Here is a 22106-nt window from a genome sequence, read left to right as displayed (position 1 = left end):
AGTTTCTTTATATTATTTTATCTAGCACAACAGGTCAAATTAGTAATACATTGTAAGACTTTTGTAAAAAACAGCGTAGCTGCCTTTTTAGTTACTAAGCCCCGTATCCACCAACAGATCCCCACCATCCGCAGCGCTGGTGGCCAGGCGGTCACAGCGCTCGTTTCCGGGATGACCGTCATGGCCCTTGACCCAGTGGAACGTCACTTTATGCGGGTTCATCGCGACGAGCAGCCGTTTCCAGAGGTCCGAATTTTTTACCGGTCCCGTCTTAGGGCGGACCCAGTTATGCTTAACCCAGCCGTCGATCCATTTCTGGTTGAAAGCGTCCACGAGATATTTCGAATCGGAATAAAGGTCTACCTCACAGGACCGGTTTAACGCTTCAAGTCCCACGATCGCTGCCATAAGTTCCATCCGGTTATTGGTTGTCCGCACATATCCCGCGGACAATTCCTTTTCGTGGAGAGTCCCATTTTTATCAATAAACTGGAGCACCGCTCCGTATCCGCCCGGCCCGTCTGGATTTCCGCGGGCCGCTCCGTCCGTATAAAGTGTTACTTTCATGTCTATTTTGTAATTCCTCTCAGATGTCTTATTTTATATGATTCCGGAATTCAGACGGCTCAAGCCGCAGTTACAGATCCCACTTCTCGCAGAGCGCGTTGACCTCTGCCGTAAATTTCTTGATATCCTTGTTCGCGCAGTCGCGGTTCTTCTGGATGATCCGCATCAGGCGCTCGCCTGCAGCCACAAGAAGAGCAAAGATGGACTTATTCTCCTTCTGTCTCGCTGTCTCCTTCTGGATTGGAATACCGACGGTCTGTTTGAGCCACGCACCCGCGGCAAGGTCAAACTCTGATCCCGAGAACGGTGCGTCCGCCACAAGATCGTAGTCCGAGCGCAGGAGGTTCGCGAACTTCGTGCATACGAGATCGTCTCCGTGTACCATAAACACACGGTCCGGTTTCTTCTTAAAGGCGTTGATCCAGGTGAGAAGTCCTTCCCTGTCCGCATGACCGGAAAGTCCGTCCAGGCACACGATCTCCGCTTCTACATCGATGGTCTCACCGAATAGTTTTACGACTTCCGCCCCCTCAATGAGGCTCCTTCCCAGAGTTCCGACAGCCTGGTATCCGGCGAACACGATCGTACACTCCTGTCTCCAGAGATTATGTTTTAAGTGGTGGCGGATTCGTCCGGCATCACACATACCCGCCGCGGAGATAATGACCTTCGGCTCGGAGTCGAAGTTGATCGCCTTGGAATCGTCGCTGCTGACGGAAAGATTTAATCCCGGGAATGCGATCGGGTTGATTCCCCTGTTCACAAGATCCATCGCCTCCTCGTCAAAGCACTCGGAAATGTTCTTATTGAACACATGGGTCGCCTCGACGGCCAGCGGGCTGTCCACATAGACCGGGAATCCGTCATGTCCGGTGACAAGGCCCTCTTCCTTGATCTTACGGATAAAGTAGAGGATCTCCTGGGTCCTGCCCACTGCAAAGGCCGGGATCACAACGTTTCCGTGACGGTCCAGGGTCCTCTGGATGATCTTCGCGAACTCCTCGATATGCTCGTGGGTCCGGTCGTGGGAACGGTCACCGTAGGTACACTCCATTACCACATAGTCGGCCTCATCCGTGTACTGCGGATCCTTGATCAGAGGTTTGTTCTTGTTCCCGATATCACCAGAGAAAACAATCTTCTTCTGTACGCCGTCCTCATCGATCCAGACTTCAATGGATGCGGATCCAAGCAGGTGTCCCACATCCGTAAACCGCACCTTCAGTCCGTCGCAGATCGTTAAGATATCACCGTAATGGCACGGCACAAAATGCTTCAAAACGCCTTCCGCGTCGTTTACCGTATAGAGCGCCGGAACCTCCGGGTTTCCGGCACGTCTCGCCTTTCGGTTCTTCCACTCAGCCTCCATTTCCTGGATGTGGGCACTGTCTTTCAACATAATGTTGCAGAGATCGCAGGTGGCCTGTGTGGCGAATATCTGCCCCTTAAAGCCCTTCGCATAGATCAGTGGAAGCAGGCCTGTGTGATCGATGTGGGCGTGGGTGATAAAGATGTAGTCCACATCGGAGAACGGGATCGGAAGCTCCGCGTTCTCATAGACGTTTCCGCCCTGTTCCATACCGTAATCAACAAGAATGTTCTTTCCCGCCGCATTCAGATAATGACAGCTTCCAGTCACTTCATGATCTGCACCGATAAATGTCAGTTTCATGGAACTCCTCCTTTCGCGGCGAAATCTGGAAACTCATGCAAACATCCTATTCCTGTGGTCGATATACAGAAATATCCATTTTTCCCAACCGGGCAGTGTCCGCAACCCTTTTCACGTTCACCGCGGATTTTATCCTTCAGGTTTCTGCCGCAAATACTGTAATTTCAGCATCGTTTTGCAAAATTCGATGAAAATCTTCATTTTTGCAAATCAGCTGTATTATTTGCATCTATTATAGCAAATTTCAGATAATTATGCAAATCATTCCGCCATTACTGTCATTAATAATTTTCTGCAGCGTATCCTGAAGTTTCATCTGACAGTCCTCCGTCATCTGGGAGATCTTCGCCTGCATGCCGTCCTCAACGATCTGTTCCACGGACTTTCCGAAGATATTCGTATCCCAGACACCTTCCTCCGTCGCTTCCCCGTCCTTTATGTACGCGATCAAGTCCTTCGCCTGCTGCTCGTTCCCGACGATCGGCGCGATCTCCGTCTCGATCCTGGCCTTTATGAGATTGATGGAGGGTGCCTGGGCATGGATCTTCACACCGTACTTGCTGCCATGGCGGATCAGCTCCGGCTCATCTAAGGAGATCTCCGTCTTATCTGGCAGGACGATTCCGTAGCCCTTCTGGCGCACCTCCACCAGGGCGTTTCTCACCTTCTCGTACTCTTCCTTCATCCCGGCAGATTCCTTTAAGATTTTAAACAGGCTGTACTCATCCCGCACCGGCAGGCCGGAAATATCGCTTAAGACCTCAAAGTATGCCGCCTCATCCACCAAGACCCGGATCGTCACCCGGCCGCTCGCAAGATCCAGCTCATCCGCGATCAGTTTTTTCACTGCCTGATCTGTTTCCGGCACAGCCTCCTTCGGCACGTCCTTCATCTGGACGGATCTCTTCAGGAGTTTTCCCGCCTCCATGATCAAACCTGCCTTTAACGCATGATCATCCGGCAGGATCTCCACCCATTTCGGGATCTCAAAGTCGAGCTCTGTCACCGGGAACTCCAGGAGCACGGTGCCCAATATCTCCTCGATGTCTTCTCGCTTTAGCTGTTCACAGTTTGCCGCCCGTACCGGGACCCCGTACTGGTTTTCCATCTTTAACGCCAGGGCTTTCGTCTCCGCCGCATAGGGTCTTGTAGAGTTTAACAGGATCAGGAACGGTTTTCCGATCTCCTTCAACTCCGAGATCGTCTGCTCCTCCGCCTCCTTAAAATCATCCCTGGAGAGTTCCCCGAAGCTGCCATCGCAGGCCACAACGATCCCGATGGTGGAATGGTCCCGGATCACCTTTCTCGTACCAATTTCCGCCGCCTGGGTGAAGGGGATCTCATAATCGTACCAGGGCGTCTTCACGAGACGTTCCTCCCCGTTTTCCGTATGTCCCGCAGCACCTTCCACCATAAAACCCACACAGTCGATGAGCCGCACCTTCGCCCGGATCCCCTCCGCAAGCTCCAGCTCCGCCGCCTCCTTCGGGATAAACTTCGGCTCCGTGGTCATGATCGTCTTCCCCGCAGCACTCTGGGGAAGCTCATCCCTGGTCTGGGCCTTTTTCTGCCCGTCCGGGAGGTTCGGGAGCACAAGAAGCTCCATAAACCGCTTGATAAATGTGGATTTTCCAGTGCGCACAGGTCCCACAACACCCACATAGATCTCTCCGCCCGTCCTCGCCTCGATATCCTTGTATACATGGAAATGATCCATAAAAATACCCCCTCGCATATACTGTTGCAGTGTATGCGCGAGGGGGACATTTTATACCGGCAGAGCCTTTTCTTACGCCGCAGTACGGAAAAATACAGGCTGCTGCAAGGCTTGTTCTGACTTCTATTCCCACGGAAGATCGCTGTGCTCGATGCGCTTATCGCGGAGCATCAGGTCAGCCACCGCCTCTTTTGCAGGTTTTCCTTCAAACAGGACCTGGTTTACCTCCTCAACGATCGGCATGGAAACATTGTATTTCTTTGCGAGGGATCTCGCAGCCTTCGCTGAGTAAACGCCTTCTACCACCATCTGGACTTCCTTCATTGCCTCTTCCATCGTGTATCCTTTTCCGATGAGGATACCGGCGCGGCGGTTTCTGCTGTGCATGCTGGCGCATGTCACGATCAGATCGCCGATTCCGGAAAGTCCAGTATATGTCTGGTATTTTCCGCCCATGGCGATGCCAAGTCTCGCGATCTCCGCCATACCGCGGGTGATGAGGGCTGCTTTCGCGTTGTCCCCGTAACCCAGGCCATCAGCGATTCCCGCTGCCAGGGCAACAACGTTCTTTAACGCGGCGCCTGTCTCGATCCCCAGGACATCCGGGCTCGTGTATACGCGGAACACCGGGCTGATAAATGTGGACTGGACGTACTCTGCAACGTTCTTCTTGCGGGATCCCGCAACGCAGAGCGTCGGAAGTCCGCGGCTTACCTCCTCCGCGTGGCTCGGTCCGGAAAGAACAGCTGTCTCCGCCATCGGAAGTTCTTCCTTTATGATCTGGGTCATTGTATCGAGAGTATTCTCCTCGATTCCCTTTGCCACATCCACAATGAGCTGTCCCTCTTTACAGAACGGCTTCATCTTCTGCGCCGTGCTGCGGACAAATACGGACGGAACCGCCATCACGAGAAGGTTCTTATCCTTCATCGCTTCCTCAAGGTCAGCGGTATAGATGATTCCCTCCGGCAACGTCACTCCCGGAAGATTCTTGTGAGTCCTGGTCTTTGCCATCTCCTCGATCTCCGCCGGGATCGCGGACCACAGTGTGACCTCATGTCCATTGTTTCTTAACAGCACCGCAATCGCGGTTCCCCATGTACCGGAACCGATAATACCAATTTTTTCCATGTTCAGGAACTCCTTTTCTCTTTAATCTCACTGCCCTGTACCGACTGATATTTTCGTGCTTAAGCGCTTATTCAGTTTTTCTTTCCGCCCCAGAGCTTGTTCTCTGTGCCGGATAAAAGTCTTTTTATGTTCGTCTTGTGTCTCCAGACCGCCATCACCATCAGGACGAAGGCAACCGCATAAAACTCCATGAGATGATCCGCAGAGACGGTAAATGTTCCATGCGCCCCGTAGACCAGTATCTGGATAAAGAATGAGATCACCACCAGAATAGAACCAAGGGAGACATATCTTGTAATGATGACAGCTCCAAGGAACAGTGCTGCACAGACAAGCGTCACGCGCCAGTCCATGGACACGAGGATGCCCGCCATGGAGGCAATTCCCTTTCCTCCCTTGAAGTTTAAATAACACGGGAAGTTATGGCCGAGGACAACGCCGAGACCTGCGTAGAGCACATAGAGGTCTGTGTCCGGGCTTCCCTTAAAGATGATCCGCGCCGCAAGACAGGCGAACACCGTCTTTAAAAAATCTCCCGCGAACACGATGAGCCCCGCTTTTTTTCCCATGACCCGGAGCGCATTTGTCGTTCCGGAGTTTCCGCTTCCGTAGTTTCTGATATCGATATGGTTCATCTTACCGTAAAGATATCCTGTCTGGAATAATCCAAACACATAACCCATAACAAGACAAATCACTCTGCCCATCGTTTAATCCTTCTCCTTCCTCTCGCGGATGATGAATTTTAAGGATGTTCCGCGAAAGCCGAAGGCCTCACGGATCTTGTTCTCTAAGTATCTCGTGTAGGAGAAATGCATTAACTCCTTATCGTTTACGAAGATAACAAAGGTCGGCGGTTTTACCGCAACCTGGGTCACATAGTAGATCTTTAAGCGTTTGCCCTTGTCGGATGGCGGCTGCTGCATAGCGACAGCTTCTGTCACAATCTCGTTCAATACACCGGTAGCCACGCGGAGCGTCTGGTTCTCGCGGACCATATCGATGAGCTCGAAGAGCTTTTCCATTCTCTGTCCGGTCAGGGCGGACACGAAGATATATTCCGCATACGGCATGTAGGACAGGGTCTCTTTTAATTTTCTTGTGTACTCATAGATCGTCTTGTCGTTCTTCTCGATGGCATCCCACTTGTTGACAACGACGATCACGCCTTTTCCGCGGTCATGGGCGATACCGGCGATCTTTGCGTCCTGCTCAGTGATTCCCTCAACGGCATCGATGACCATGAGGACCACATCAGCGCGCTCCACCGCTGTCACAGTACGGATAATACTGTAGCGCTCGATATCCTCTTTGATCTTGCTCTTTCTTCTTAAGCCCGCAGTATCGATAAAGATATATTCAGTGCCGTTTCGCACGATCTCTGTATCGACAGCGTCTCTTGTGGTTCCGGCGATGTTGGATACGATCACACGGTTTTCACCGAGAAGCTTATTGATAATAGAGGATTTTCCGACGTTCGGTTTTCCCACGATGGCGATTCTCGGACGGTCATCCTCGCTGTCGTCATACTGGTCCTCACGGAAATACTTGACTACCTCATCGAGAAGCTCGCCAAGGCCAAGTCTTGAAGCCGCGGATACCGGGACCGGGTCTCCGATTCCCAGGTTATAGAATTCGTATACATCGTTTCCGAACTTCGCCATGCTGTCCACCTTATTGACCGCAAGAACGACCGGTTTCTTGGACTTTCTTAACATGTCCGCAACCTTGGAGTCCGCGTCGACGAGACCCTGGCGCACATCCACGATAAAGATGATGACGTCCGCGGTATCGATGGCGATCTGAGCCTGCTCACGCATCTGCGCAAGAATGATATCCTTGGAATCCGGCTCGATTCCGCCTGTATCGATTAAGGTAAAGTTGTTGTTTAACCAGGTGCAGTCCGCATAGATACGGTCTCTTGTCACACCCGGAGTGTCTTTTACGATCGAGATCGTGCTGCCGGCAAGGACGTTGAAGAGTGTGGATTTTCCCACATTCGGTCTGCCGACGATCGCCACTACTGGTTTACTCATATATTTTCCTCATTTCTATACTTCGCCGTCCCAATCAGGGATAACTTCCCCGTCCTCTGTGAGACCGGCATCTTTCATTGTAAGCTCATATGCCCCGTGTTCCGCAGTCTGTTCTCTCGCCGCCTCCGGGTCAAGGATCGCGTCCACAAGGTCATATCCGCTTGATTTTACTATATTTATCGGAATCTGTAAAGCATCTTCCGCCTGGGTCTTTGTGATATCATCCAGGAAAATCTCCTCGCCGCTCTTAAACATAACGGCCGGAAGGATCAGCCTGTCGCCTAAAGGCTTATCCTTTAACTGGGCGATCAGATCCTGTCCTGTGATCAGTCCCGCCACCGTGATCTTTTCGCCGAAGAAATCATTCCGGATCGGGTAGATATGGACCTTTCGTCCCGGATAGACTTTCATGATCTCCTTTACAAGCGTGTCCAGATACGGATACGGCAGACGTCCTGTGGCGATTGAGAGTTCTTCCTCTTTTCCATCGTCCGTCTTCTCATCCAGGGCATCCATGACTTCCTCATGCAGCAGCCGCAGCATACCGACGCCGTTCTCCAGCTGGATATATCCGTCGTATCTTCCTTCCTCCGGCATCTCGCGCTCCGCCAGGATATACCACTCATCACTTGCATGGATAAAGTGGATCCCGTGGCGCTCGTAGTTGATCTTCTGCCATTTTTCGATGAGGTCTATCACCTCGCAGGCATCTTCCTTTGTAAACGGTTCCAGCGGGTAAAGACCCTCACGATACTTCGAGAGACCGACCGGAACCACCGACACGCTCTGCATCACCGGCGCGTACTTTGAGAGCTGTTCGATGGTGTACGCCAGCTCATTTCCATCATTGACGCCCCGGCAGAGAACGATCTGTCCGTTCATCTCCGTTCCCGCCTCGTAAAGACGGTCGATCTTCTTTAACGCCTCCCCCGCAAACCGGTTGTGGAGCATCTTACAGCGCAACTCCGGGTTCATAGTCTGCACGGAGATATTGATCGGGGCCAGGTGGAAGCGGATGATCCGCTCGATATCTTTATCCTTCATATTTGTCAGGGTGATGTAGTTTCCTTGAAGGAACGAAAGTCTGGAGTCGTCGTCCTTAAAGTAGAGCGTCTCACGCATTCCCGGCGGCATCTGGTCGATAAAGCAGAAGATGCACTTATTGGAGCAGGACTTATAGTCACTCATAAGTCCGTTTTCAAAGGTAAGTCCCAGGTCCTCACCGCCGCTCTCGATCTCAAGTTCCCACTCTTCTCCGTTTGCCTTCCGCACGACCATCACGAAGCTCTCGGCATCCGTCATATAGTCGTAGTCAAAGATATCTTCCAGCTCTTCCCCGTCTATGGTAAGCAGCACATCTCCCGGTTCCAGTTCCAGCTCTTCCGCGATGGATCCGGGGGTAACTGCCATAATTTTATGTCCCTGATATTTCACTTCTTTTATCCTTCCTGCATGGTTCTAAACTTAATCATACCAATCTTCCTCCGATTTGTAAAGGAACGATATTCTTTTTTCCTTCGAATTTTCATGGGAAACTATTGACGAAAAATGTCTGAAAATGGTATACTCGGCGTGGAATGCCTGCAGGTTCCCGTATAAATAAGGAGATCCAGGCAAAAATATGATCTGACAGTCCGACCGCAGAGGCCGGACCGCAACACAAAAAATCGGAGGATTATCTGACATGTCTAATCAGTACGTTTTCAACGACCGTCTGCCGCTTGCACCGCTTAAGATCGCTGCTCTTGAGAGCTGCCGTGATCTTGCGCAGAAAGTCAATGACCACATCGTAAACTTCCGCCGCAACGATGCGGAAGAATTACTTCGCCGCCAGGGAAATTTACAGTACCGTGGCTACGATGTTGACTCCTATCTTCTCGACTGCGCCTGCCCGCGTTTCGGAAGTGGTGAAGCAAAGGGGATCGTAAACGAATCTGTCCGCGGAACCGATATTTTCTGCATGGTCGATGTAACAAACCATTCTCTTACCTACAAGATGTCCGGATATGTAAACCACATGTCCCCGGATGACCACTATCAGGATCTCAAGAGAATCATCGGCGCTACGGCATCCACCGCACACCGTATCAACGTTATCATGCCGTTCCTTTACGAGAGCCGTCAGCACAAGCGTACTCACAGAGAGTCTTTAGACTGTGCAATGGCACTTGAAGAGTTAGTAAACATGGGCGTGTCCAACATCATCACATTTGATGCACATGACCCGCGCGTACAGAACGCGATCCCGTTATCCGGTCTCGACAACTTCATGCCGACCTACCAGTTCGTAAAAGCACTGTTTAAACATGACAATACCTTAAGGATCGATAAAGACCACTTAATGGTCATCAGCCCGGACGAAGGCGCAATGAGCCGTGCCGTATATCTCGCCAACAACCTCGGCGTTGATATGGGTATGTTCTACAAGAGAAGAGATTACTCCAAGGTCATCAACGGAAGAAACCCGATCGTTGCCCACGAGTTCCTCGGAAGCTCCGTTGAAGGAAAGACTGTGATCGTCGTTGACGATATGATCGCCTCCGGCGAGAGCATGCTCGATACCGCAAAAGAGTTAAAGGAGCGCAAGGCCGAGAAGGTCGTTGTATGCTGCACCTTCGGTCTCTTCACCGCAGGCTTCGAGAAATTCGATGAGTTCTACCAGAAGGGCTACATCGACAGCGTTGTCACAACAAACTTAAACTACCGTTCCCCGGAACTCTTTACAAAGGAATGGTATGTGGAAGCTGATATGAGCAAGTACATTGCTGCCATCATCAACTCCTTAAACCACGACGTTTCCATCGGAAACTCCCTGTCCCCGACAGACAAGATCCAGAAGCTTATCAGAAAGTACAACGAGGGGCTTCTTTAATTTTAAATCTCAGAGAATATTTACGCCGTCCGGCTTTCCATTATGGATTCCAGGCGGCGTTTTTTCATATTCTACACATTTCAGACGCAGAATCCCATTAAAAAAGCGGAAATTCCAACATTTCTGCAGGAATTCCCGTTTTTATTTCTTACAGCATCTTAGTTTCCGTTCACACGTCTCACTTTATTGATGTCAAGCTTATCTGTCGCGGTGAAATCGAATTCGATCGCAAACTGTACATTATCCGGAAGTGCCTTCTTCTTTAACACCTCAAAATACTGGGACGCGTCTTTAATGACGAGTCCTGTTGTATTCCAGTTATCGCCAGGCAGGATCCATACCTTTAAGTTTCCGACCTTCAGCTCATACGGAAGTTTCTGGGATACCCACTCGGTCTTTCCGTACTTGGCAAGGCAGTTATAGACATCTCCCATGGTCAGCTTCCCTGTGGATCCGTCGAAGAGATCTGTCTTCTCGTAGGTTGTTGTTCCGCCATTGTCATGAGCTTCCTGAAGAGTGTCCGCATTCAGTTTCAGGTTTCCTGAATTCACGGCTGCTGCCTGCGTCGGCTGCGGATTTGCCTTTGTGGTCTCCACCGTTTCCTTAACTGCTGCTGTTGTCTCTTTCACAGAAGCCGCCGTAGATTCCTTCTCAGAGCTTCCTGTCGTCTTCTCTTCTGTATCTGCCTCAGTCTCATCCTCGGCAGCATCCGTCTCATCCTCTTCAGCGGTCTCATCCTCATATGGATTGTGGTCTAAAAGTTTTCCATCCACATCCGCATAACGGCCATCTGGAGTCGTATCATCCACCAGCATTCTGCCGTCATCCTCAAAATAGTATACCGCACCGTCAAGCTGCTGGTATCCCGTCACCGCACTGGCGTAGAGACGTCCCGCTGCCGGATTGAAGTAGTAGGAGCCGCCAGTCTCATCTGTATACCAGCCAAGTCTCCAGGAACCATCTTTGTTCAGGCAGTATGTATAGTCGCCTCCGCTGATCACTCCCGCGTCATAGTTTGACGGAGCCAGCGCAAAGGCACGCTTATAATACTTGGAAGCGCCTTCCACGTCCCCTGCCTCCAGAAGTTCATCTGCCTTCGCGTAGGACTCGTCTGCAGCGGAGGAACGGTAGCTGTCCAGTTCTTCTTTATAACTTTTATTTCCAGGTCTCATGGAAACTGCCTTCTCCCAGAATCTCAGGCAGGCATCCACATCCTCGAGTTCCAGATAATAGGAAGATGCGGAATTTAAAAATTCATCAAGCTGGTCATCTGTCACCGTAGAATTCTGGTTTACGAACCGCTCAAGACCACTCTGGACGATACTCTCCGCCTCTTTTACTTTTCCTGCATCTACATATACACCGATCAGCATAGAGTATGCATCGATCCGGTCTGGCGCCTCATCGATCACAGCCTTTAAAGTCTCGATCGCCTGATCGTTCTTTCCTTCATCGTAGCAGTACTGTCCGTAGGCAACTCTTGCCTCCAGCAGGGCATTTTTAATACTTGCATCATTCTGATCTGCTTTCTGAAGAACTGACACTGCATTTTCATAATCATCCATCATGGAATATGCTTCCGCAAGCTGCAGGGAATTCTCCACGGTGACACCATCGAGTTCCTGAAGTTTTAAAAGCCACGGGATCGCTGTCTCGTAATCCTCGTTGTCTGTCAGGACCTGGCAGATCGTGCGGACACAGTTATCCTGTTCTTTTTCCAGGGACGTATCCTTTGTCTTCTCATATCCCTGCTGCAGGATCGCCATAGCTTCATCGTACTCTTCATTTCCAATATAGGCTTTGGAAAGCTGGATATAGGCTTTGCTGTAATCCGGATCCAGTTCAATACATTTTAAAAGGGATTCGATGGCACTCTCGTAGTCCTCTTCCCCGACGTACTGGGATCCCTCCTTATAGAGATTCTCCGCTTCCGTCGAACTTGCCTGTGCCGCCTGAGTCACATCGTTCACTGAAGCGTCTTTCTTGCCGCAGGCGGAACAAAGTACCACCGCTGTGGCCATAATCAAAAACCATTTTCTCATTCTAATTCCTCATTTTTTGCCGGAGTATTTTGTCATAGAGCAAAATTTTATCCGATTTGCAGTTTGTTTTTTATCCGGCTGATTTAAAGCTTACCAGTTTATAACTATACCATTTTTCTCTCTTTCTGTCCAGATGGAAGTCAGAGGAAAACTATGGCAGAATTTCGGCAAAAACAGGGACCAGCCATACAGCTGATCCCTGCAGTCATCTTTTATTCAGTTTTCACGAGGATCTTCAAAGCTTACGCCTCTACTTCTCCGCCTGCCGTTCTCGCTTCCACTTCCTTCTTCTGAACATCGCCAGGAGCCTGCTCATAGCGGCTGAATTCGTAGGAGAATACGCCGATACCGCCGGTCATGGAGCGGAGGTCTGTGTTGTAGCCGAACATCTCGGACATCGGAACATCAGCAACGATCTCCTGCTTTCCACCATGGAGAGAATTCATTCCGAGAACACGTCCTCTTCTTCTGTTTAAGTCACCCATAACGTCTCCGGTAAACTTATCCGGAACAACGACTTTTACGGAAGCGATCGGCTCTAAGAGAACCGGGTTGGCATCCATAAAGCCCTTCTTGAAGGCCAGGGTTGCAGCCATCTTGAATGCCATCTCGGAGGAGTCAACCGGATGGTAGGAGCCATCGAGGAGCGTTGCCTTGATGCCGACTACCGGATAACCGGCTAACGGACCCTTTGTACAGCATTCCTGTACGCCCTTTTCAACTGCCGGGAAGTAGTTCTTCGGAACTGCGCCGCCGAATACTTTTTCTTCAAAGATATAAGGTGTCTCGAGATCGCCGGACGGCTCGAAGGACATCTTAACGTCACCAAACTGTCCATGTCCACCGGACTGTTTCTTATAACGGCCAGGAGCCTCCACTTTCCTGCGGATCGTCTCGCGGAACGCGAATTTCGGTTTGGAGAGTTCCACATCGACTTTATAACGGCCGAGAAGCTTACTGACGGTAACTTCAAGCTGCTGATCGCCGATTCCGTAGAGTAAGCTCTGGCGGTTCTCGGTATCGTTCACAACGCGGAGTGTCAGGTCCTCTTCCATCATTCTTGCGAGTGCGCTGGAGATCTTGTCCTCGTCGCCCTTTGTCTTTGCGGCAAAGCGCATATATGTATACGGGGTGGAGATCTTCGGTTTGTGGTATACGATCGGAGCAGATCTTAAAGCGATCGTATCGCCTGTCTGTGTCACGGAGAGCTTCGCAACGGCACCGATATCGCCGGCCTTCAGCTCCGGAACCTCGATCACGTCCTTACCTCTTAACACATAGACTTTCGCGATCTTCTCTTCTGTGTCCTTATTTACATTGTAGAGAGTGCTGTCCGGTTTTAATGTGCCGGTGCAGACCTTCATCAGGGAATATTTTCCGATAAACGGGTCAACGATGGTCTTGAATACTCTTGCGGAGAGGGAAACCTCATCGTTGTATTTTGCGGTAAAGTGCTCGCCGTTTGATACGTCAACGCCGACACACTCGCCCTTATCCGGTGACGGGAAGTAGCGGTCGATAGCATTTAATAATGCGTTGAAGCCCTGGCAATTGATGCCGGAACCCATCATGACCGGAACAATAGAACCGTCGCATACGTGGGTCTGTACTGCGGTGTAAATCTCATCCTGTGTAAACTCTTCGCCGGAGAAGTAACGCTCCATGTACTCTTCGCTTGTCTCGGCAACAGCTTCGATCAGGGCGTCGCGGATAATTCCGAGGTTCTTCTTTGTGTACTCCGGGATCTCGCAGTCCTCATAGTCGGACAGGTTTGTGAAGCGGCGGCCCTGCATCTTAACTGCGTTTACGAAGCCGACGAACTTCTCGTTCTCACGGATCGGTACCTGGAACGGAGCGATCTTTCTTCCGAACTTCTTCTCAAGTTTTAAGATCAGTTCACGGAAGGACGCGTGGTCATCATCCATGTTTGTTACAAATATGATTCTCGGGAGTTTATATTCTTCACACAGATCCCATGCTTTTTCTGTACCAACTTCAATTCCTGCCTTACAGTTTACGACGATGATCGCTGCGTCAGCGGCGCTGACTGCCTCTTCCACCTCGCCTACGAAGTCGAAATAACCCGGAGTGTCAAGAAGGTTGATCTTGATCTTTCCCTCGGCACCTTCGTACTCGATCGGAACCATCGTAGTGGAGATCGAGAACTGTCTCTTAATCTCTTCTTTGTCGTAGTCACTGATCGTATTGCCGTCAGCAACTTTGCCCATTCTCTTTGTAACGCCGGTCAGATAAGCCAGTGCCTCGGCTACCGTCGTCTTACCGGCGCCGCCGTGGCCTAAAAGTACAACATTTCGGATCTGTTTTGTTCCATAAATATCCATATGAATCCCTCCCGTATATGTTTTTTTGCCATTTTTCAAAAGACTTCCGCAAATTACGGAGTTCAGATGTTTTGGCTATACTGCTTATTGCCTATGGTCATATTTTACCAAAACTTTTCGAATTTTTCAAGCTAAATATCGAAATTGCACAAAATATTTTCTGTCATTTTTCGATTATGGTGGAAAATATGGGCGTTTCAAACGAAAATCTATTAAAAATTGACATCCGCATTCTATTTTTGTAAATTTTTCTGGCAGACACAGATCTTTCTTCTTCTCTTTTCTCTGTTTTGTAGGCAGACATGCGACGCACACCCACAGATTTGCAGATCCTGGCAACGTTTGATTTATCACTTTAAAGTATTGATTTTTCTTGTTGACATTCATATCCCTGTGTTATAAAATCGAAGGGACAAAGGAGGAGCTGTACAATGTCTGATTCTACATTTGGTTTTATCGGCCTTGGCCTGATCGGCGGATCCATCGCCAGAGGCCTTCGCCGTGCGAATAAAGATATTACAATCATGGCGTACATGCGGACCCGCTCAAAGCTTGAGCAGGCAAAAGCGGACGGGACCATCGACATGATCCTTGACGGGATCGATGAGACACTCTCCGCATGTGACGTTATTTTTCTCTGCACCCCTGTAGAATACAACGCGGTATACCTCGAAAAGGTACGCCCGTTTCTGAAACCTGGTGCGCTGATCACTGATATCGGAAGCACAAAGACAGACATCCATCAGGCGGTGGAACGTCTGGGTTACGAGGATGTGTTTGTCGGCGGCCATCCGATGGCGGGTTCTGAAAAGACCGGCTATGAGAGCTCTACGGACCATCTTCTGGAGAATGCCTACTACATTATTACACCTACAAAAAAATCCACACCGGAGCAGATCGACCGGATCCGTCAGGTTGCCCTGGGTATCGGTGCTCTTCCCATCGTTCTCGACTACCATGAGCATGATTTTTCCGTCGCGGCCATCAGCCATCTGCCGCACCTTGTGGCATCCAGCCTCGTTAATCTTGTCCATGACAACGATTCAAAGGATGAGATCATGAAGCGGCTGGCCGCAGGAGGTTTTAAGGATATCACGCGTATCGCCTCCTCCTCCCCTGTCATGTGGGAGCAGATCTGCATGACGAACACAGAAAATATTCTGGTGCTCTTAAAGCGGTATATCACTTCCCTGGAATCCATTTGCGACACGCTGGAAAACCATAACGGTGACGCGATCTACAAGATGTTCGAGGAATCAGGCAAATACCGTTCCACATTCCCGAACCGCGGACAAGGTCCCATCGAGCGGGATTACTCCTTCTGTGTGGATGTTTTGGATGAGCCGGGATCTATTTCTGTCCTCTCTGCGATCCTTGCCGCGAAGGGAATCAGTGTTAAGAATATAGGTATCAATCACAGCCGTGAGGAAGGTGAAGGGGCGCTCCGGATTTCTTTCTATAAGGAGGATAAGAAGAATGAGGCAGCGGAGCTTTTGCGAAGCCATAACTATGTGCTGACAAAGTAAGACTTATAGTTTCATTCAGGTATGCGCCAGCATATTCCGATACCGCATGACCGCCTGTTATACACGGACTGCTACGTCAAAATGCATACCGGGTTTTATCAGATCGTATTAAACGCAAATTACGAGGAATTTATATGAAATTACATAAAGCAGACCATGTCCGGGGTGAGATCACAGTCCCGGGCGATAAATCCATCTCCCACCGCAGTGTCATGTTCGGATCCATTGCGAAGGGAACTACAGAGATCCATAACTTTCTGGAGGGCGCTGACTGCCTCTCCACCATCGGCTGTTTCCGCCGCATGGGAATCGATATCGAAAATAAAAATGGTGTTGTCACTGTCCACGGAAAGGGCATGCACGGACTGGCTGCCCCTGCCGAGACCCTGGACTGCGGCAACTCTGGAACCACCACAAGACTCATCTCCGGTATTCTCGCGCCGCAGAATTTCGACGTGACGCTGACCGGTGACGAATCCATCCAGAAACGTCCGATGAAGCGCATTATCGAGCCGTTATCCATGATGGGAGCTGATATCAAGAGTGTCCGCGGAAATGACTGTGTGCCGCTCAGGATCTGCGGAAAACCGCTTGCGGGGATCCATTACACTTCCAAAGTCGCATCTGCCCAGGTAAAATCTTCGATCCTGTTGGCCGGACTCTACGCAGACGGGCTCACAAGTATCACGGAGCCGCAGGTTTCCAGAAATCATACGGAACTGATGCTGAAGTTTTTCGGCGCAGAGCTGGAATCAAAAGGAACTACCGTTACGATCTGGCCGGCAACGGAGCTTTTTGGAAACCGGATCGATGTGCCGGGAGATATCTCCTCTTCCGTCTATTTTGTGGCAGCAGGCCTGATTCTGCCAAATTCCGAAGTTCTTATTAAGAATGTAGGCATCAACCCGACAAGAGCCGGACTCATCAAGGTCTGTGAGGCTATGGGCGCTGATCTCACCCTGTTAAACGAGGATCACGAGAACGCAGAGCCGACAGCCGACCTTCTGGTCCGCACAAGTTCCTTAAGGGGCTGCGTCATCGAGGGCGATATCATCCCGACTCTCATCGACGAGCTTCCGACCATCGCCATGATGGCATGTTTCGCCGATGGGACCACGGTCATCCGCGATGCCGCTGAGTTAAAAGTCAAAGAATCCAACCGTATCGCCATCATGGTCGAAAACCTGCGCGCCATGGGCGCCGATGTGGAGGAGACTGAGGATGGCATGATCATCCACTGCGGAAAACCGCTCCACGGTGCCGTCATCGACAGTCACAAGGATCACCGCATCGCCATGACCTTCGCCGTAGCTGCTCTCGCTGCGGACGGGGAGACTGAGATCATTGATGCGGACTGCGTGGATATCTCTTATCCGGCATTTTATGAGGAGTTGGAAAAACTTACAAAATAGTAAAAAGACCCGAATCTATCTGGTACTTCTCCAGAGATGGATTCGGGTTCTTTTTATAAAAACGCAAAAAGCCGTCCATTCCAAACAGCTTTCATCTTCACGTAGAACAACAAAGGGGCTGTGAAAAAACATAACACGCACTTATTCTAACCCCAAACAGACAGTTTTGCCAATACTAATGATTGTGCGAAGAGGGATAAAATCCGTTCAACTTGAAGTATACCTTGTTTCACTGGGACACAATCTTTATAAATTCCACAACAAACAGATGAAAATAAAATCAGCTGCATAGATTTGAAAATCAACAAATTTATGGGGTAAGGGGGAAATGCGCTTTTAGAGACTACTTCGTTTATAATTTTTTAGTCTAAAAGAGCGTGTAAAAAATGATTTCTCATTTTTTCACACGCCCTTTTACTCAGCTCCCGGCCGGACTCGAACCGGAGACCTACGCATTACGAAAATTTATTTTTTCATTTTGGCATTTCCACGACATGCGAAAAAGCGAGGTTTTAATCCACTTTCCGAGGTTTAGCCTTTATTACTCTGCAATGTTTTTTGCCCTTTTTTATTCATCGTAGTAGACAAATAGTAGACAAAGTACTGTATTGGTACATCGTACCTATTTGTCTACATGCCACACTTCCATCGCCCCGTTCGATCTGCTGTGCCAGCACGCGCCCTGAAGATCTCCATCCTCCTGAAAATAGTACCAGTCTCCGGAGCCGTCAGCCGGATCCACCTGTTTTGTGTCTGGATTCCAGCGGTGCCAGCCCGTCCGGATGTACCCGTTTGCCCCGAAGAGGTAATGATGGTGATTGATCAGACGCCAATCCGATGCTATCCAGGATCCGTCCTCGTTCTGCCACCACCAGCCGTGAGCGTCATGTTGCCAGCCCGGAGTGATGGTCTTTCTCTCTTCCTTTGGCCACGTCTTCATGAACTGCTCCGGGGTCTTGTAAATCTTCTTGATTCCACTCGTTGATGATCCCCAGTCTGGGAGCTGGAAATGTGGCTTGTCCACGATGCTCTTCCAGGATCCGCCCCATTCCAGTCCGATCGATACACCGATCACGCCGACTTTGGAAAAGAATCCATCTGTATCATAATAGGCACCGCAGCCGTCGGCTCTATAAATATCAAACGCCGTGCCCCACTGATGATAGCTACTATAACTGCTGCCTTTCGCATTGGTAACGATCTTACCCGGCTTCGTTCTCCCCTGTGCGTACAGGGCATCCTGCTCTGCAGTCGTCCGGAGTGTTTCTCCAATTTTAATCTGTAATCCCTGATCAGCACATTTACGGATCAGCTCCGCGGCCAGCGCCTGGAGTCGCGGATGGCATAAGGTAATGTCTCTCATAGTCTTGTCCTCTTTTCTTTATGATATGAAAAAAGATCAGGATATGTTTTCCTGATCAAAGTTTAATTTTCTGGTATCTTGCAATCTTATTCTGCATATGCTATAATGCCGTTAGGCTAAGAGAAATGATTGCATCCAAGTTATGCAACAACGAAAACCCCAGGGAGTCGCGATCTCTGGGGTTTTCTATTCCATTGTGGTATGGTGGCTTATTCCATAGGCTGATTACCGACTACTTATTTCTATCCAACCATTTGCAGATGAGATGGCTAATCACACCTGCCATGATAGAAACAATAAGAGAAATAACTACATCTTCCAAGCTATGCACCTCCCTTCCGTACCAGGTATAGGAGGCGATAACATTGGCATTATAACACACGAATCTGTTTCATTCTACATGTTTTGGCATTCTTTGTTGCGACGTCGCAACGGTCATATCCCGGACCGTGACGGGAGATAGATGGATCACCTCCTTCTAAGCTTTCAGATCTGTTTCATTTCTGCTATCAATTTTATCTTTCAGAACCGCAATGTACTTCATCAGCCATTCAGGTACCGGCGCACCCATGCGACCGGCGTTTTCTGTAATTGATAAGGCTTCGTTCAATAAGTACCACACCGTTGTAAGAAGGGACAGCATCGCAGATGGCAAATGATATCCGAGATTTCCAGATGTCTTTGCTAAGATGTAATCAATTACAATTGCCACAGTGATCACAAATAAATATGCGATCTTCTTTGCGATTCCCTTTGCTCCTTTTTTACTGGACCAACCATATGATGTGTCTCCCGGATGATCAATCGTTTCCACCATACTCGCAATCATCCCACTGATATAGTCAACGACCATTAAAAAGACAAGCAACCCTAACAAATAAAATGTGATTCCCAACTTTTCAGACAAAAAAGCGATTACTCCAGTTGCAAGCAGCTGGATTGTTGTACATGTACCTTTGCTCATTCTCATTTCTCCTTTTGATTTTCTTACTATATTGTATGTTTGTCCGTCAGATCAGTCTGTAGTGTGGCCGTTCCTCCCCGAATTTCCAATACCTGATCCAGTCATCCAGGACAATCCCGACCAGTGCCACTGGCAGCCACAGCACAAAGTACTGCGGACAGATCTGCCCCAAGAGATTGCCCGGCATCCCGCTGTAGTCCCAGACACCCCAGCCGAGCCACAAATTTACGATGAAGCCAATGACAAATTCCAAGATGGTGATCCCGATCGCGCCGATGATCATCTGTTGCCACAGCGGCATCTGCCAGGAAAGAACCTCGTTGATCAATCCCAGAAATACGAAACAGATCCCACCGAGTAAAAACATGGTCCAGTGACTCCGGCCGCGCCAGATCAGTTCGATCAATATGTAAAGCAGTCCGCCAACATTAAACAGGAACAGATATTTGTTCAGTAGCCTGTGACTCATCCACATCACTCACACCTTCTTTCATTGATGAAATATATGCCTTGAGGACATCTGACTGGTACTGTTCCGGCACATCTGCACCATAATAGATCTGTTGGATCTCCTCTGTGCTCTGTGTACCACTAATCCACATGTTAACTGCGTTGCAGTATGTTGTGTGATAGCTCACATGCTGCATAGCTGTGGAAATGATCAGCTGCATGTCAGCGGCATTGTAGTACCGGCACGGCTGACCGTCCGCGTGGTACTCAAGCTCAGTGGTGCCCGCTGCAAGCTGTACCTGCTTACCGAAAAGATTGAGCTGATCATGCTCCGTCAGTGCAAAATGCTCTGTGGCCCCGTCCGACAGCTTGACATCGACTCCGGAATAGATAGCGGTCTCACATGCCTGACTGATCTCTCGTTTTTTCGCTGCCTGCAGCTCTTCCAGAGTCGGAACATACGGTTCCGGTGGAAGGATCTCGCCACCGGTATCCGGGTCCGGTGTCTGGTACACGCTACCATCATCTGACAGATAGACTGTCTGACCCTCGTCGCGATACACCGTATTCCAGCCAGTTAACACAGCACACTCGATGTCTCCGGCCGTGTAAAGTACAATGTCACCGTTCCACTTTGTAGGCGGCGTACAGGCGAAGATGATCTGTAGCACATGCTGCTCGATCGTCTGGATGCTCCGGATGTCGTAGAGCTTACCTTTGACTTTGATTTTTTCCATGGAAATTACCTCCTAAAAATTATTTTTTGTATATAAAAAGCTCCCTATGAGGGAGCTGAATTTTCAAATTTATATGATTCACAGTTGATTTTTGTGTTGGTGAGTTGATTTTTCTTCAATTGTATAGTGACTTCCAGGCACTTGATAATAATTTAGGCGTTTTCCTCACCGCATCGGGAACTAAAGCTGCAGTCTTTAGAGATTATGTTGAAATTACAAGCTTAAAACTCTATGCGGGACACACGTATCTCATTTTGGGCAAGGCTGAAAGTAGTATGACGGTTTCTTTAATCTCGGCAAAAATTGTATTGCCCTCTTCTGATTATGGAATGTCTTCTTCTCTTGGAATGTCAAGATCAACTGGATCTAATGGCGGAGGATGCGTTACAGCTGCAACCATGGCACTGACAAAAGATTATACGATTCCGCTTCAAGGATACGGATATGATGATGCAAAATATGAATATCAAGGATTTTTGATAGCAATACAACTTATATAATGTCGTAAACTCTCGCTCTGTCGTATGTGTACTTCCCAGATATAATACCCTTACTACTATTAGGTGTATATATTCTTCGCTTGAAATTAGTGCTGGAGAAGACCAATTTCAGCTATTCGCATGGGATACCGATACGCAAAACGAGTCCACATGACCTTCTTTTTCCATTTCCTTACCGATCTTTACTTTTGAATAAAGCCTTTTTGGGCTAACCGATTCGTACAAATCACAATCGTTTCCAATCAGCTTCCTCAGAGCTTTATTCTGTATCTGATAAGATCCTTCCGGATAATCGTGGATCGTCACCTGCAGATCCGTTGAAACTCTGACCAATTTTTTCATTGCTTTTCTCCTTTTTCTCCTCTAAAATAGAGGTGTAAATTTTTTTACATGTGATCCCCTCGGAGTTGCCGCTCCGCTATGGGGATCTTTTTATGCAATTCTAGCCATGCGTGCCAGAACGTATATCATGCCGCCGCAGGTCAGACACTATTCAATCAGTCTGTCCAGATTCACAAAATATTTATTTCCACACATCGCATGTGGGATTGTGCCATCCAGTACCAACTGCCTGATGCGATAACGCGTCAAGGTGGTATCCGGATCCTGCTCTTTAAAATAGGTTGCACACTGTTCAAGTGTTCTCATTCTCGGTACCACAATTATTTCACCTCCTCATAGATGCCATCATTCTTGCCAAGTTTTCTCACGCCCCCTTCTAATCCTCTGTTGCAAACAGATAATTTAACCTATTGTGCTATTTCAAATAAAACGT

19 protein-coding genes are annotated in these 22106 nt (G+C 49.1%); 4 read left to right on the top strand and 15 right to left on the bottom strand.

What is annotated here, in order from left to right; translation table 11 throughout:
- Positions 1–87 precede the first annotated feature (87 nt).
- From rnhA to DXA87_RS15520, 7 genes are all read right to left on the bottom strand, one after another.
- A complete protein-coding gene (gene rnhA, locus DXA87_RS15550; RefSeq protein ID WP_015554296.1) occupies positions 88–567 on the bottom strand; it encodes a ribonuclease HI in 480 nt (159 codons plus the stop codon).
- A gap of 70 nt (positions 568–637) precedes the next feature.
- Complete coding sequence (locus DXA87_RS15545; protein WP_117505272.1) at positions 638–2239, bottom strand: MBL fold metallo-hydrolase; 1602 nt, start codon at positions 2237–2239, stop codon at positions 638–640.
- A 244-nt stretch (positions 2240–2483) separates the two neighbouring features.
- Positions 2484–3956 (bottom strand): stage IV sporulation protein A, encoded by a 1473-nt coding sequence (gene spoIVA, locus DXA87_RS15540; RefSeq protein WP_117505270.1) that lies wholly within the window; start codon positions 3954–3956, stop codon positions 2484–2486.
- Between the two features lie 123 nt (positions 3957–4079).
- The gene (locus DXA87_RS15535) at positions 4080–5087 is read right to left on the bottom strand and encodes an NAD(P)H-dependent glycerol-3-phosphate dehydrogenase (RefSeq protein WP_117471755.1); all 1008 of its coding nucleotides are present in this window, start codon (positions 5085–5087) and stop codon (positions 4080–4082) included.
- 71 nt (positions 5088–5158) lie between these two features.
- Positions 5159–5794, bottom strand: coding sequence for a glycerol-3-phosphate 1-O-acyltransferase PlsY (gene plsY / locus DXA87_RS15530; RefSeq protein WP_117505268.1), 636 nt, complete (start codon positions 5792–5794; stop codon positions 5159–5161).
- A 3-nt stretch (positions 5795–5797) separates the two neighbouring features.
- Positions 5798–7123, bottom strand: coding sequence for a ribosome biogenesis GTPase Der (gene der / locus DXA87_RS15525; protein WP_015554291.1), 1326 nt, complete (start codon positions 7121–7123; stop codon positions 5798–5800).
- A gap of 15 nt (positions 7124–7138) precedes the next feature.
- Positions 7139–8533 (bottom strand): DUF512 domain-containing protein, encoded by a 1395-nt coding sequence (locus DXA87_RS15520; protein ID WP_117471754.1) that lies wholly within the window; start codon positions 8531–8533, stop codon positions 7139–7141.
- A 274-nt stretch (positions 8534–8807) separates the two neighbouring features.
- Between DXA87_RS15520 and DXA87_RS15515 the strand changes: the two genes are divergently transcribed.
- Entirely contained in the window at positions 8808–9995 is a 1188-nt protein-coding gene (locus DXA87_RS15515) for a ribose-phosphate pyrophosphokinase (RefSeq protein WP_117505266.1), read from the top strand.
- A gap of 158 nt (positions 9996–10153) precedes the next feature.
- Here the strand turns inward: DXA87_RS15515 and DXA87_RS15510 are convergent, their stop codons facing one another.
- Together DXA87_RS15510 and DXA87_RS15505 are read right to left on the bottom strand one after the other, a co-directional pair.
- Positions 10154–12037 (bottom strand): tetratricopeptide repeat protein, encoded by a 1884-nt coding sequence (locus tag DXA87_RS15510; RefSeq protein ID WP_117471753.1) that lies wholly within the window; start codon positions 12035–12037, stop codon positions 10154–10156.
- 242 nt (positions 12038–12279) lie between these two features.
- Positions 12280–14379: an elongation factor G gene (locus tag DXA87_RS15505; RefSeq protein ID WP_117505264.1), complete on the bottom strand. Its 2100-nt coding sequence runs from the start codon at positions 14377–14379 to the stop codon at positions 12280–12282.
- Positions 14380–14777: 398 nt separating this feature from the next.
- Between DXA87_RS15505 and DXA87_RS15500 the strand changes: the two genes are divergently transcribed.
- Both DXA87_RS15500 and aroA read left to right on the top strand, forming a co-directional pair.
- Positions 14778–15905, top strand: coding sequence for a prephenate dehydrogenase (locus DXA87_RS15500; protein WP_278286564.1), 1128 nt, complete (start codon positions 14778–14780; stop codon positions 15903–15905).
- Positions 15906–16039: 134 nt separating this feature from the next.
- Positions 16040–17317: a 3-phosphoshikimate 1-carboxyvinyltransferase gene (gene aroA / locus DXA87_RS15495; protein ID WP_117505262.1), complete on the top strand. Its 1278-nt coding sequence runs from the start codon at positions 16040–16042 to the stop codon at positions 17315–17317.
- A 622-nt stretch (positions 17318–17939) separates the two neighbouring features.
- Here the strand turns inward: aroA and DXA87_RS15485 are convergent.
- The 4 genes from DXA87_RS15485 to DXA87_RS15470 all read right to left on the bottom strand — a co-directional run bounded on the left by DXA87_RS15485 (position 17940) and on the right by DXA87_RS15470 (position 20831).
- Positions 17940–18680 (bottom strand): M15 family metallopeptidase, encoded by a 741-nt coding sequence (locus DXA87_RS15485; RefSeq protein ID WP_117505260.1) that lies wholly within the window; start codon positions 18678–18680, stop codon positions 17940–17942.
- Between the two features lie 478 nt (positions 18681–19158).
- The gene (locus tag DXA87_RS15480; protein WP_117505258.1) at positions 19159–19644 is read right to left on the bottom strand and encodes a phage holin family protein; all 486 of its coding nucleotides are present in this window, start codon (positions 19642–19644) and stop codon (positions 19159–19161) included.
- Positions 19645–19690: 46 nt separating this feature from the next.
- Positions 19691–20113, bottom strand: a complete 423-nt coding sequence (locus DXA87_RS15475) for a hypothetical protein (RefSeq protein WP_117505274.1) — start codon at positions 20111–20113, stop codon at positions 19691–19693.
- The gene (locus tag DXA87_RS15470; RefSeq protein WP_117505256.1) at positions 20073–20831 is read right to left on the bottom strand and encodes an acyl carrier protein; all 759 of its coding nucleotides are present in this window, start codon (positions 20829–20831) and stop codon (positions 20073–20075) included. The genes DXA87_RS15475 and DXA87_RS15470 overlap by 41 nt, the downstream gene beginning before the upstream one ends.
- Before the next feature lie 275 nt (positions 20832–21106).
- On the opposite strand from DXA87_RS15470, the gene DXA87_RS18215 reads away from it, so the two are divergent.
- Positions 21107–21331 (top strand): hypothetical protein, encoded by a 225-nt coding sequence (locus DXA87_RS18215; protein WP_147326536.1) that lies wholly within the window; start codon positions 21107–21109, stop codon positions 21329–21331.
- 108 nt (positions 21332–21439) lie between these two features.
- Here DXA87_RS18215 and DXA87_RS15465 read toward each other — a convergent pair whose 3' ends face one another.
- Both DXA87_RS15465 and DXA87_RS18035 read right to left on the bottom strand, forming a co-directional pair.
- Positions 21440–21673 carry a hypothetical protein gene (locus DXA87_RS15465; protein WP_117505254.1) on the bottom strand — a complete coding sequence of 78 codons (234 nt, stop codon included), beginning with the start codon at positions 21671–21673 and terminating at the stop codon, positions 21440–21442.
- A 147-nt stretch (positions 21674–21820) separates the two neighbouring features.
- On the bottom strand, positions 21821–21991 hold the full coding sequence (locus DXA87_RS18035; protein WP_158553087.1) for a hypothetical protein: 171 nt from the start codon (positions 21989–21991) through the stop codon (positions 21821–21823).
- Positions 21992–22106 lie beyond the last annotated feature (115 nt).

The organism is Desulfotomaculum sp. OF05-3, from assembly GCF_003435535.1.
GTDB lineage: Bacteria > Bacillota > Clostridia > Lachnospirales > Lachnospiraceae > Pilosibacter > Pilosibacter fragilis.
The sequence above is the reverse complement of the archived record's forward strand: the minus strand, read 5'-3'. Positions and strand labels throughout refer to the sequence as shown.